Raw genomic sequence first — 11,904 nt, forward strand, 5'->3', positions numbered from 1 at the left:
GCTACCAAAATGAATTGGTAGCCCTTTTTGGTTATTAATATTAGTAAATTAATTAGTGAAATGAGTTTCCCGCCGCTGACGCCACGCCAGCCCCGTCGCAAGAACGCCACCGATTGCCAGATATGTCAAAAATGAAGGCCAATACCAGTTAGCATACGAGACCCAGTCAAACACCTCGGTTAGCACACCAAACAAAACAGCACTAATGACTGCTCCTCCCCAATTAGGTGCTAAAGACATAATCACGGCCACTAAGGCAACTGCTAAGTAGAACAACAACTCCGCAAAATTATGGCGGATTACAAGTGTCGGAACTGCGAAAATTACCACTATATACAGTACATTTTTCGACCACGTGTTCATATTTTTTAACATCATTGGCCTCCTACTGTTTTGTTAGGCGTTCGCTTTCGGCCAACATTCCTAACATTTCTTGTTTTGTCGCATCAGTAGCGTTGACCGAAATCGTAATCCAATGCCGCTTATTCATATGATAAGCACGGGTAATCCCGCGCGTTTTAATCATCTCGTCAACATGGTCAGGCGTTAGTTTCAACGTCAAATACAACACCGCCTCACGTTCAAAAATCATTGCCGTAATTTTGTTACTTGCGTTATGCTTCATAACTGTCCAAATAATCGTCTCATGTGAATTGGTTTTGTTAAATGGATACGTTTCATGAGTCGCCGCATCGTTTTGTACCAGCGCGATCAACTGTTCTCTGGTGTACATCTGAGTCGCTCCTTCAATCATGTTTCACCATAATAGCACAGACAACTTGGACGGCACCTCTATATTTTTATAGTCAACACAAAATCACGTTTATGTACGAAACCAAGACAGCCTACTGGCAGTATAACGCCAACACCTGTTTTGCTTTCTCTAGCGTTGTCGCATCCGGCGCCTCGTAAATTTTGATTACTTCCAATACTTCTTTGCCAGCGACGGTTTTGTACCGCTTAACCCCGTCATGGGTTGGATCGCTATTATAATCACCCCAATAACCACCATCATGAGGATCTTTAAGCAGCCAATATTTATCATCTGTAACCCGCCCAGTCCGATTCTCCACGATACTTAGTGCGTAATCCAAGCCATGTTTTCGTGCATCCAACACCAACGCCCGCTCAGTCCGGTTCACCGGTAAGATATTCTGGATAGTCGGCTTATCGGGGGCTAATACGTCATCAGTATGCGTCACCGCTACAAATGCACCCGCAAAACCAATCAATAGTAACAAAATCATTTTCATGCCATTCCCTCTTATATGATATATTTCATCAATATATTCATATAATCATATAAATACGAAGGAATAGTGACTACCTATGCTTTATTGCCAGCTAAACAATAGAACCGATAACAATTTCATTACGATAAGTCTTTGGCCTTCATTCGTTCAAGTTCTTGTTGAACTTTCTTCTTACGGGCATCCAAGCTACTTAGCCAAATACCATTTAAAATTGATTCACCAACTAACAGCAGTGTTAATGCACTGAAGAATGACGTATGATAGAAAATCACCAAATAACCAACAAGCACGGCAAATAATACACCTGGAACGGCCCCAAACCATTTGGGCAAATAGCGATCCGCCAGATAAATAACTGCCGCTATTAACATCCCCATCATTAGTCCTTTAAAATCACTCATTTATTTGCCTCCCGATAATCTGAAATAATTTCTTTTGCAACATCCAACGATATTTTTTCCGCAATCACCATCTTCATAATGCGGCCTTCAAAACTATTAGCTTGTTTACTATCAATTAAATTAATGGTCTGAATGACCATATTCAACCTAGTTCTAACAGTTGGGTAGCTCACATCATATATCTTTGCTAATTGTTTTAGTGACCCAGAAGAAAGTACCAATTGTTTTACAAATTCCTGATCTTCAATACTCAACTCTAAAAACCATTCCATCACTGTACTCCTTTAACATTGTTTATTTAACTTTAACAATGTTGAACGAAATGTGCAAATTTAATTTACAAAAAGAAAAAGCCACGTTGTTAAAACATGGCTTTTTGATCATTATCTATTAAATTATGTCAGTGTAAAAATTAGTTTGTGTGCTTTAACAAGCTTCCTTCGCTAATCTCAAAGACCTCAGTTGCAACATCTCTCACGAATTGGGCATCATGGGAGACGAAAATCACAGCTTGTTTCGTTGTCTGCAGATACGCAGTCAATGCTTCTAACGCTGGAATATCTAAATAATTCGTTGGTTCATCAAGAATTAATAAATCACTAGCTTGTAGCAAAGCTTTGACCAGCGCGACACGAACACGTTCACCACCACTCATATTGCCAACCAATTCATTAACCTGTTCTAACCGAATCCCCATTGCCCCCAAGAAGTTACGAGCAATCTGTTCTGATTCATCAGTCGTCAGCATGATATTTGCCAAGGCTGTTTTGCTGGCATCTAATTGACGCAAGTCCTGATTAGCATAACTAATCCGCAAATTATCAGCATGTGTAATCCCCAGGCCGCCCTGCAACAAACGATTAATTAGCGTCGTTTTACCTGATCCATTTTTGCCCGCAATTGCTACGCGATGACCGGTTTCAACCTTGAGTGTCACATGCTGGATTAATTCCCGTTCAGCTTGTGACACCGTTACATCCAATGCGGTGATAACCGGCTTACCCGGGCGCACCAACACTGGATTTTGTAACATCAATTTTGTCTCTGATAATGGCTTTTCAACTTTATTTAACCGGTTTAGACGACTATTGAAAGCTTTGCGTTGTTGCGCAAAACCTTTCTCAATGCCATTTGAATTATTCTTGATTGATTCAACTTCAGCTCGGCTATGCTTGTGCGGATTGATTTTTTTAGCGCGGTTAGACCGTTCACCAGCCTCTCTAGCGCGCTGCGATAAGCGACTTTTCTCCGAAACGTACGCTTTGTAGGCTTGCATTTGAGCGTCGCGCTTAGCAGCTGTCTCAGCTAAATACCCCTCATAGTTGCCATTGAAAGCGGTGACCGTCCCATTTTCAAAAGACCAAACCGCCGTTGCAACTTCACGCAGGAATGTCCGGCTGTGCGAGACCAAAATAACCAACCCCTTAAAATGGCGAAGTGACTTAATTAACCACGCTTGATGTGCGGCATCCAAATGTGATGTTGGCTCGTCGAGAATTAAAACATCTGGTCGACTGACTAATGCTTCACTAATTAGTCGTCTCGTCATTTCACCACCAGACTCCCCATCTACCGTATTAATTTGTGGCACAAATGCAATAAAACCCGGTAGCGTGACGGTACCAGAATAATCTGCGTCCACTCCTCGTAGTATGTTTAGCAGCGTTGTCTTGCCTGCACCGTTCTCACCAACGATGGCAACAATACCTGTCTGGGGAATCGTGATATGATCAATTTCGAATAGCGTGTCGCCACTAATCCGCTTAGTAAGATTTTGAATTTGTCCTTGTAACATAAAAGCCTCCAATCTCAATGACGATGAGATTGAAGGCACTTCAAAAAGCATGTTTGTTAGTACACGCAAAAGTCCACACTAAAACCAATCTCACCGATAGTATCTATCAACTTGAAATCAGCTTAATTGCGCAATGGACCTTACCTCGTGTTCTTTTAATTGTTTATATTATGCCAGGATAACTTCGGCTGGTCAACAAGAACCGCTTTCTGGTTTACATAATCTATGTTATCCCAAGTGGATTTTTACTATTCAAAAAATCTTTCCCAATAATTAGCAATTTTATTATTGTCGTCAGAACGAGTTTTACCAGAAACCAATTTAAAATTTTTATTCATACATATACAAAAAAGATACCGACAAAACGTCGATATCTTTCGGTTTAAAAGTTTTGGTGACCAATTGTGACCAGAAACGCTGTCAGCCCAGTCATATCAAGGGTTGGTATTAATCGTTACGCGTGTTTCCGTTCTCGTCGTGGATTGCGCGGATCTTGCCGCCGTTCTCCAAGTGACCAGTTCCCGTGTATGGCTTTACTTCGTCAAAGAAGACGCCCTTCTTAGCGTAGTGGTCAAGCAATTCTTGACGTGAAGCTTCGAAACGTGGTGGCAAAGCGAACGTCGTACCCAAGTCGAACAATGACTCGTCCAACGTAAATCCTGGGTTCGTCGTTGCCAATTCGATACGGTTTCCACCAGGCTCGATGAAGTAAGCTGAACGGAAGTAACCACGGTCGATGAAGACTTCACGCTTGAAGCCCAAGGCCTTAGCACGCTCCCAGTAGTACTTCAAATCTTCTTCTGACTCAACACCCAAAGCGTAGTGGTCAGTTGAACCCTTACCAAAGCGTGAGTTAGGTGCATCTTCAGCAGTTTGAACCAATTCGATTGCTTCAACACCATCCAAGTCGATAATGTTACCCTTAACTGGGATTTCCAACAACTCTTCAAAGAAACGGCCCGTTGCAGCAACATCTGGCACGTGCAATTCAGCACCGATTACGCCAGTGATTTGGAACTCAGCTGGAACATCTGACATGTAGTTGATGTGCCAGTCAAAGTTCTTACCCTCAGTTTCTTGCATACGGATTGGCAAGTCTTCAAAGTCAGCCGTACGGATACGGCCCATAGCATCAACTTCAGCCTTCAACCCCTTTTCAGCAAAGCGGTCCAACCAGTATTGCGTTGATCCCTCAGGAATTGAGTAGTGAATACCTGAGAAGAACATCTTACCGTCAGTGCGGTCGCGCAAATCGTCGATTGGGAAGAACGTGATAACCGTTCCTGGTGTTCCCATGAAGTCACCATAGTAGACGTGACGGTTACGTGGGTTAGCTTGGTTAACTGAGTTCTTGATGAAACGCATGCCCAAAACGCCAACGTAGTAATCAGCGTTCAACTTAGCATCGCCAGTCAATAGTGAAATGTGGTGAGTTTGCATTACTTCTGCCCTCTTTTTATGTTTAAAAATTTTTATGTCATTTACTTTATGTACACATAATAACCAACTACCAAAAACAATGCACGTAAAAAGTGTCATTTTTTTATCAAATATTTTTGACAGCTGACACCTGCATTAAACCCGCATTTCAGGTAGACTATAAGTATCAAATAATATTGAGGGGTTATCACAATGGATTACAATATTGAGGCAAATATGCAATTTCCACTGGTGACATATAACTTGTTACCCAACGAAACAGTTCGCATTCAAAGTGGTGCGATGGTTTATCACACTGGCGACACCCAACTAAAGGGTCGTCTAAACGCAAATGGCGGTTCAGGTATCGGTAAGCTATTGCGCGCCGCTGGACGTGCCATGGTCAGTGGCGAATCAGTCTTCATCACGGAAGTCTCAGCCGGTGCGCAAGGTGGTGATTTAGCTTTGGCCCCCGCCGTGCCTGGTACGATTCAAGCCTTGGAAGTTATGCCTGGTCGCAACTACTACTTGAATGACTCAGCTTTCTTAGCCATGGATGGTACCGTGCAGTACAGCATGGAACGGCAATCAGTTGGCCGCGCTATTTTGGGTGGTCAAGGTGGTTTATTCGTTATGAAGACGTCTGGTGAAGGGACTTTGCTCGTTGCAGCGTTCGGATCAATTAAGGAAATCGACCTGCAAGACGCCCACGACTTCACCATCGATAATGCGCACGTTGTCGCTTGGGAAACGTCACTGACTTATGACATTCACCTTGAGGGTGGCGGTTTGATTGGTTCAATCGGCACAGGCGAAGGTGTGGTCAACACGTTTAACGGCACTGGAAAAGTTCTCGTTCAGTCATTGAATCTTGAGAATTTTGCCAACATGCTCAAGCCGTTCATGCCACAACCTAGTTCAAACTAAAAAAATGGGTATCGACCGCGTTGTCGATACCCATTTTTCTATTGTTTTTTAACTTGGCTAAAGATGATAAAACCAACCAATTGCACCCCAACAATCAATATTGCCATTGGCATGTATGTGTGTTGGCCGAAAAGCCCGACAATTGGTGACATCAGTCCACCCAACGCATAACGTGCTAGTCCAAGCAACGCTGAAGCTGAACCTGCGTTTTGTTGTTGTCCTTGCATCCCCAACGCCGTCGTCAATGAAATAATGCCCCCGACCGTTGCCACAACTAAGAATAATGGTGGCAAAATCAGCCAAAGTGACTTAGGCAAGAATGCCGTCACAAGTAAGAGGCTCCCACCTAAAAAGCCAGCTCGGATAAACCAGCGGAGTGCGCGGTATTCACCAAACTTCACCGCCCAGCGACCGGCCAGGCTCGACATAAGCGCGATACCAGCACCATTAATCGCGTACACAATCCCGAAAGTTGTCACTGACATGCCAAAAATCTTTTGCAAGACGAATGATGAACCAGAAATGTATGCAAACAACGCTGCCGTCATAAAGGCTTGTGTGAGGGCATATAGCACAAATTCACGTTGCTTAAATAGTTGTGCGAAACCACCCACCACTGATGGACGGTCAGCTACCTGTGCCTTTTCAACCGGCAAGGTTTCCGGCAAGGCAAGCAAGACGCTCACAAACAAAATCAGCCCCAAGACTGCCAAAACCCAGAATGTCATCTGCCAGTCCGCAATGGCAATAATCACCCCACCAAACACGGGTGCCAAGACTGGAAAGACGCCATTAATCGTTTGATTAATCGCAATTTGCTTTGTCAAAGTCTTACCAGTAAATAAATCCGTAATTACCGCCAATGACAAAACAATCCCTGTTGACCCGGCCAACCCCTGAATCAACCGTAAAATAATCAACACCCAAATGTTCGGTGCGAAGACAATTGTTGCCGAACTCAGGCCGAATAAGACCGTGCCCCACAGCAACGGTGTCCGCCGGCCAATTCGGTCAGACAACGGTCCAATGATCACTTGTCCGAGGGCCAACCCCAGCAAGGATGCTGTAATCGTCAACTGCGCTAATGACGTCGACGTGTGTAAATCCTGTTGTAACTCTGGTAACCCTGGCAAATATAAATCCATTGCCAGTGGTGAAAAGGCACTTAAGACACCCAATAAAAAGAGCTGAAAGATGCCAATTTTCTTCTTCATAACCCACAATCTCCCAATCAAAAAACGACCCAATTTGAGCCGTTTTACTTAAATCATGTTTTTAGTATAAGCGTACGTCCTACTTTACGCACTCACAAAGTGACTAATAAATAAGCCAGCGATGTTGAAATAAATAATGACGGATGTCAAATCAGATAACGTTGAAATGAACGGACCCGACGCAACTGCTGGATCAACCCCGATTTTATCCATTACTAGTGGAATGAATGATCCTGCGACATTCGCTACCAGAATGGCCACACCCATCGCCAGACCGACCGCAACGCCTAAGAGCATATTGGCCTTCCAAATCCACACAACCAAAAAGATGGTCAAACCGGCCGTCGCACCAATCATGGCACCAATCAACACCTCAGTCATCAACATCTTAATGAGCGAACTTGTTTCTTTCAACGCTAAGCGACGGACTGACACGGCCAAAGACTGCGTCCCAGCATTACCGGCGGTTCCCGTAATCAAAGAGATGAACACCGCCAAAATCGACGCTTGGCTCACTAAACCTTCAAAGTTATTGATTACTGAAGCCGTTCCCATTCCCAAGAAAATCAAACCAACTAGCCAAGGTAAACGCTTAGCAGCGGATTTAAATGGATTCTCTTCCAACGTGACAACGTCCACACCGGCCAGACGAGAGTAGTCTTCCGCGGCCTCTTCATCAATAACGTCCACGATATCATCGACTGTAATGGTACCAACAAGGTGGTCTTTCACCACAACTGGAATCGACACGAAATTATAGTCGGCCATCAATCGGGCAACGTCCTCTTGGTCATCACTCGGCGTCACCGTAATCAAGTTTGTATCCATCACATCCGCAACCTTGGCTTCGTCCGGCCAAACAATCAAAGAACGCAATGAGATAACGCCGACAAGCTTTTCGTCATCGTCAACGACATAAATGTAAGTAATTTGTTCGGCTTCCTGAGCAGCCTTCTTCACCGCTGTCATCGCCTGACCGATTGTCAGTTTTTGATTAATCGCGACAAACTCAGTACCCATCAAAGATCCAGCTGTGTCGTCTTCATAATTCAACAACCGACGAATCTGAGCTGCATCTTCCTTCGGCATCAACGCCAAATACATCCCCAATTCACGCTGGTCCATGTCTTCAAACAAGTCAACCGAATTATCGGTATACATTTGGTTCAGCATTTGGGCAGCATAGCGTGGTGACATTTCCTCCAGCAAGTCGTTAATATCAACGTCTTCGGGTTCAATTTCGTCAAAGACTTCCGCCAATTCAGTTGGTGTTAACCACTCGATAATTTGATGACGGAGCTGTGATGGCAAAGTCACATAAAAAACGGCCTTGTCGTAACCGTGAAGTTCGTCAAAGCCGTCCAAGAACGCCTCTTTCTCACCATGTTCCAAATAATTGACCAAGTGATGAGCTTGTTCGGAAAGTTCATCACGCATCTCATCTGTAATTTCGTCCAGCATGTCGTTCATGATTCTTTCCCCGCATTCTTAACAATTAATTTTCGTCTGGTTCGACTTGATAGCCGTCCAAAACAGCCACGATATCTTGTGGCAATGCACTTTGTGTCGTGCGTTCAACTTGTGCAAATGGATCATAGAAGCGCAACCAATAAGCATGTAGCGCTTGGCGTGTAATGCCACGATCCATTGGGCCACCATAGATTTCATCCCCAATCAACGGGTGACCCAAATACTTAAAGTGCACACGAATTTGGTGTGTGCGGCCAGTGTGCAACTGCACGCGGACCAACGTTTGGTTGCCAAAACGCTTCACGACCCAGTACTCGGTTTGTGAAGGACGCCCATCTTCTCGCACTTCGCGTCGAATAAAGTCGTCGTCCATCCGACCAATCGGTGCATCGATAAAGCCGTAATCATCTGGCAAATCGCCATCGACAATTGCATAGTAACGCTTATCAACTGAGTGCGTTTGCAATTGCTTGTCGAGCAGGCCATGGGCAAAGCGGTGCTTAGCCAACAAGGCAACCCCCGACGTAAAGCGATCTAGTCGCGTGACCACGTGGGGCACTAAATCCTCAGCCCCAGACCGGGCTAAGTAACCCTTAACCCGGTTAACCATGGTCGTTTCACGGTCAGCTTTACCCGGTACTGACGTCACGCCAGCTTCTTTTTCAACAACCAACCAGTTTTCATCTTCATATAAGACCGTGATTGGCAAATCCGACATCGCAACGACGTCATTTGATTCTTCAGGTGGCATCACAATCGTGACCTTATCACCTGGCTTAACCTCATCGACGGTCCGAACTTGCTTACCCGCAAGGAGCACCGCCCCGCCACCACGCTTCACAATGGAAAACATGCGGTGTGAGACACCACGTTGGGCTAAGAACGTCTTAATTTTAAGCGTTTCGTCGCCTTGGTTGATCCAACTGAATTGGGCCATTACTTTACCTCCGTACCAATAAAGCTTGACTGAACACGGTGCCAGAAGTGCATGTGTCGATACTCAGCAAACTGAATTTTTGTTTTTGACACGCGGAACTCAATCCAATCAATGTTTGAGGCAATTTTGCTCAAATGATCGAAACTAAGGGTTACCGCTGCGCCGTCGTTCTCTAGTTGCACCCGAATAACTTCATGGTTTCCAATAATCAATGGTGAACCAAGTGTTCGGAATACGCGACTGTTAATCGAAGCAATTTCTGCTAATTGGATAGCATCCAAGCTTGGATGCATCACTGCCCCGCCGATTGCCTTATTATAGGCGGTTGATCCGGTTGGCGTTGATGCTGTCAAACCATCCCCACGGAATCGTTCAAACAACTCACCTTGAATGTACACATCTGCCACCAAAGTACCCAATGGTCGCTTAATAGCGGCTTCGTTCAATGCAAGGACGCGTTCTTCTCGGCCGTCAGTATACCGGACGTGTGCTTCCAACAAGGGATACTTAACTGTTCGGGCATCTTCATCATTGACCAAACTATCAATCAATTCGTCAATTTCAAAATGTTGCCAGTCCGCATAAAAACCCAGGTGGCCGGTATGCACGCCAATAAAGCGCACAAAAGCCAATTGATCGGCGTAGTGATGGAAAGCCCCAAGCAAGGTACCATCTCCACCCACTGAAATCACAACATCTGGATGCTCGTCATCAAAGACAATCTTATCGGTATTGCGTGCAGCCAATTTTTCTTTAAATAAAGCCACAACAGCCTTTGACTGTGCGCCATTATTACTGTAAATTGCGAGTTTCATTTCGTCTTCTTTCCTTGTGGCTGACAATTAATCTGCTGGTTTATCCAAACCATTATGTAATTCAGAGAATAACTCGTCGACGCGAATGCTCAATTCAGCCACTTCACGAAGCTTCTCAGTCATCTCCGGTGTATAGTCACCATCATACTTATAATTAATTGCGTGTTCAATCGTTGCCCATACGTTCATTTGCATTGTGCGGACTTGGATTTCTGCCAAAATCTTTTTCTCTCCCGTGATCAATTGGACGGGATACTCAATTACGATGTGGTAAGAACGGTAGCCAGATGGCTTCGCATTGCTGACATAATCACGTTCTTCCAAAATAACCATATCTTTACGTTGACGGAGCAAGTCCACGATTTTAAAAATGTCTTCCGTGAATTGCGTCATAATACGGACACCAGCTAGGTCTTCCATGTCTTGTTCCAAGCGTTCCATGTCGATATGACGGCGAACCAACTTTTCTTCAATGGCTGGAATTGCCTTCACACGCCCCGTTACGAATTCAACGGGTGTCTTGATGCCGGCCAACTCAAATTCCGTTCGCATGCCACGCAACTTAACCTTTAATTCGTCAACGGCCTGAACGTATGGCTGTAACAATTTGTCCCATTCATTATGTGTCATGTCGTCAATCCCCCGATTTTTTCTCACTGTTTCTATTATACCAAACGATTTGGCATTTCTAAGACATTATCCAAGCAAATATTTTGGTTTTGATTTATTCTTAGTCATGTTGAAAAAACACAAATCGGTCACAAAATGTTCATAGATAATATGACAACTATTGCAGCTGGTTTAAGAATTGGTAATGTTGCACATTTTTAGGCGTTGCGATTAGACAATCGCCTAGTAAAACGTTTAATATTATCACAGATATTTTAGAGAAATAGTTTTGGAGGTCGTGGCTCATTATGTTAGAGGTGTACCACTTCGTGAACCCACTTTCCGGTGATAGCTTAGAGACCGAGAAGAAATTGGCGTCATACGTAACCACAGCAACAGAAAAAATCGCTTTGCAAGTCGTCCCTGTGATGACGATGCAATCCGTCCATGAAACCGCCGTAGCGCTTGGGCATCCTGAGCAAGAACAAGTGCTATCGCAAACCATGTATCGCTTCATTTTAGACGTTAAGGCCCTACAATTCCAAGGAAAAAAAGTTGCCCGTCGTTTCTTAGAAGCCGCCCAAACCGCTATTTTTAGCGGTCAACCTTACACCGACGAATTCGTCATGGGTCTCGTTGCAGATATTGCAGCTGATCAATCCCTCTTCTTAGAGGATCGTAACAGTGACTTAACGATTCAAGCCTACCGCGCTGATCACAACATGGCCGCTGAAATGGGCGTTACTCAGTTCCCAACCTTGGTTGTCTACAATACAAACGGTGCGAACCACGCCAGTCGAACAACTGATTTTTCCGATGAAAGTCTTCGTTCGCTAATTACACCATCAGCCAGTCAACAACTTAACACATACGACGGTTACCTCCATAATGGTCACGTCACGGAGATTGAAGAAGGCTAAAATAAAGAGGCTGGGACAAAACTCAGCTGAACATTTTGAATAAAAGCAGGCGCAAACCCATGTATATCAAGGGTTTGCGCCTGCTTTTTGGTATAATAGTGGTAATAAAGGCAAAGAAAAAGACGTTGAGCGGCAACTCAACGT

At 44.4% G+C, this 11,904-nt stretch carries 14 protein-coding genes; 2 read left to right on the forward strand and 12 right to left on the reverse strand.

Annotated elements, in window-relative coordinates:
• Nucleotides 1-48: 48 nt before the first annotated feature.
• The 7 genes from ACJ28U_RS07020 to ACJ28U_RS07050 form a co-directional block, all read right to left on the reverse strand.
• The gene (locus tag ACJ28U_RS07020; RefSeq protein ID WP_407618823.1) at nucleotides 49-378 is read right to left on the reverse strand and encodes a hypothetical protein; all 330 of its coding nucleotides are present in this window, start codon (nucleotides 376-378) and stop codon (nucleotides 49-51) included.
• Between the two features lie 7 nt (nucleotides 379-385).
• A complete protein-coding gene (locus ACJ28U_RS07025) occupies nucleotides 386-733 on the reverse strand; it encodes an MmcQ/YjbR family DNA-binding protein (RefSeq protein WP_407618824.1) in 348 nt (115 codons plus the stop codon).
• Nucleotides 734-845: 112 nt separating this feature from the next.
• Nucleotides 846-1,253, reverse strand: coding sequence for a hypothetical protein (locus tag ACJ28U_RS07030; protein WP_407618825.1), 408 nt, complete (start codon nucleotides 1,251-1,253; stop codon nucleotides 846-848).
• A gap of 119 nt (nucleotides 1,254-1,372) precedes the next feature.
• On the reverse strand, nucleotides 1,373-1,654 hold the full coding sequence (locus tag ACJ28U_RS07035; RefSeq protein ID WP_407618826.1) for a hypothetical protein: 282 nt from the start codon (nucleotides 1,652-1,654) through the stop codon (nucleotides 1,373-1,375).
• Nucleotides 1,651-1,926 carry a DUF2089 family protein gene (locus tag ACJ28U_RS07040; protein WP_407618827.1) on the reverse strand — a complete coding sequence of 92 codons (276 nt, stop codon included), beginning with the start codon at nucleotides 1,924-1,926 and terminating at the stop codon, nucleotides 1,651-1,653. Before ACJ28U_RS07040 ends, ACJ28U_RS07035 begins: the two co-directional genes overlap by 4 nt.
• A 140-nt stretch (nucleotides 1,927-2,066) precedes the next feature.
• On the reverse strand, nucleotides 2,067-3,449 hold the full coding sequence (gene abc-f / locus ACJ28U_RS07045; protein WP_407618828.1) for a ribosomal protection-like ABC-F family protein: 1,383 nt from the start codon (nucleotides 3,447-3,449) through the stop codon (nucleotides 2,067-2,069).
• Between the two features lie 447 nt (nucleotides 3,450-3,896).
• Nucleotides 3,897-4,889 (reverse strand): VOC family protein, encoded by a 993-nt coding sequence (locus tag ACJ28U_RS07050; RefSeq protein WP_010373824.1) that lies wholly within the window; start codon nucleotides 4,887-4,889, stop codon nucleotides 3,897-3,899.
• A gap of 192 nt (nucleotides 4,890-5,081) precedes the next feature.
• Here ACJ28U_RS07050 and ACJ28U_RS07055 point away from each other — a divergent pair, with 192 nt between their 5' ends.
• Nucleotides 5,082-5,795, forward strand: a complete 714-nt coding sequence (locus ACJ28U_RS07055; protein ID WP_407618829.1) for a TIGR00266 family protein — start codon at nucleotides 5,082-5,084, stop codon at nucleotides 5,793-5,795.
• A gap of 38 nt (nucleotides 5,796-5,833) precedes the next feature.
• Here ACJ28U_RS07055 and ACJ28U_RS07060 read toward each other — a convergent pair whose 3' ends face one another.
• From ACJ28U_RS07060 to ACJ28U_RS07080, 5 genes are all read right to left on the reverse strand, one after another.
• Nucleotides 5,834-7,009, reverse strand: a complete 1,176-nt coding sequence (locus tag ACJ28U_RS07060; protein WP_407618830.1) for a multidrug effflux MFS transporter — start codon at nucleotides 7,007-7,009, stop codon at nucleotides 5,834-5,836.
• Between the two features lie 84 nt (nucleotides 7,010-7,093).
• The gene (gene mgtE, locus ACJ28U_RS07065) at nucleotides 7,094-8,479 is read right to left on the reverse strand and encodes a magnesium transporter (RefSeq protein WP_010373831.1); all 1,386 of its coding nucleotides are present in this window, start codon (nucleotides 8,477-8,479) and stop codon (nucleotides 7,094-7,096) included.
• A 25-nt stretch (nucleotides 8,480-8,504) separates the two neighbouring features.
• On the reverse strand, nucleotides 8,505-9,416 hold the full coding sequence (locus ACJ28U_RS07070; protein WP_010373833.1) for an RluA family pseudouridine synthase: 912 nt from the start codon (nucleotides 9,414-9,416) through the stop codon (nucleotides 8,505-8,507).
• A complete protein-coding gene (locus ACJ28U_RS07075) occupies nucleotides 9,416-10,231 on the reverse strand; it encodes an NAD kinase (protein ID WP_010373835.1) in 816 nt (271 codons plus the stop codon). Before ACJ28U_RS07075 ends, ACJ28U_RS07070 begins: the two co-directional genes overlap by 1 nt.
• Before the next feature lie 27 nt (nucleotides 10,232-10,258).
• Complete coding sequence (locus ACJ28U_RS07080; RefSeq protein WP_231898319.1) at nucleotides 10,259-10,861, reverse strand: GTP pyrophosphokinase family protein; 603 nt, start codon at nucleotides 10,859-10,861, stop codon at nucleotides 10,259-10,261.
• Nucleotides 10,862-11,148: 287 nt separating this feature from the next.
• On the opposite strand from ACJ28U_RS07080, the gene ACJ28U_RS07085 reads away from it, so the two are divergent.
• On the forward strand, nucleotides 11,149-11,760 hold the full coding sequence (locus ACJ28U_RS07085) for a DsbA family protein (RefSeq protein WP_407618831.1): 612 nt from the start codon (nucleotides 11,149-11,151) through the stop codon (nucleotides 11,758-11,760).
• Nucleotides 11,761-11,904: the final 144 nt, after the last annotated feature.

This window comes from Weissella sp. MSCH1 (assembly GCF_045799135.1).
GTDB lineage: Bacteria > Bacillota > Bacilli > Lactobacillales > Lactobacillaceae > Weissella.

Excerpts from the sequence above, each read along its gene's own strand:
- ACJ28U_RS07020 (WP_407618823.1), bottom strand. The coding sequence starts at position 378 with ATGATGTTAAAAAATATGAACACGTGGTCGAAAAATGTACTGTATATA.
- ACJ28U_RS07025 (WP_407618824.1), bottom strand. The coding sequence starts at position 733 with ATGTACACCAGAGAACAGTTGATCGCGCTGGTACAAAACGATGCGGCG.
- ACJ28U_RS07030 (WP_407618825.1), bottom strand. The coding sequence starts at position 1,253 with ATGAAAATGATTTTGTTACTATTGATTGGTTTTGCGGGTGCATTTGTA.
- ACJ28U_RS07035 (WP_407618826.1), bottom strand. The coding sequence starts at position 1,654 with ATGAGTGATTTTAAAGGACTAATGATGGGGATGTTAATAGCGGCAGTT.
- ACJ28U_RS07040 (WP_407618827.1), bottom strand. The coding sequence starts at position 1,926 with ATGGAATGGTTTTTAGAGTTGAGTATTGAAGATCAGGAATTTGTAAAA.
- abc-f (WP_407618828.1), bottom strand. The coding sequence starts at position 3,449 with ATGTTACAAGGACAAATTCAAAATCTTACTAAGCGGATTAGTGGCGAC.
- ACJ28U_RS07050 (WP_010373824.1), bottom strand. The coding sequence starts at position 4,889 with ATGCAAACTCACCACATTTCACTATTGACTGGCGATGCTAAGTTGAAC.
- ACJ28U_RS07055 (WP_407618829.1), top strand. The coding sequence starts at position 5,082 with ATGGATTACAATATTGAGGCAAATATGCAATTTCCACTGGTGACATAT.
- ACJ28U_RS07060 (WP_407618830.1), bottom strand. The coding sequence starts at position 7,009 with ATGAAGAAGAAAATTGGCATCTTTCAGCTCTTTTTATTGGGTGTCTTA.
- mgtE (WP_010373831.1), bottom strand. The coding sequence starts at position 8,479 with ATGAACGACATGCTGGACGAAATTACAGATGAGATGCGTGATGAACTT.
- ACJ28U_RS07070 (WP_010373833.1), bottom strand. The coding sequence starts at position 9,416 with ATGGCCCAATTCAGTTGGATCAACCAAGGCGACGAAACGCTTAAAATT.
- ACJ28U_RS07075 (WP_010373835.1), bottom strand. The coding sequence starts at position 10,231 with ATGAAACTCGCAATTTACAGTAATAATGGCGCACAGTCAAAGGCTGTT.
- ACJ28U_RS07080 (WP_231898319.1), bottom strand. The coding sequence starts at position 10,861 with ATGACACATAATGAATGGGACAAATTGTTACAGCCATACGTTCAGGCC.
- ACJ28U_RS07085 (WP_407618831.1), top strand. The coding sequence starts at position 11,149 with ATGTTAGAGGTGTACCACTTCGTGAACCCACTTTCCGGTGATAGCTTA.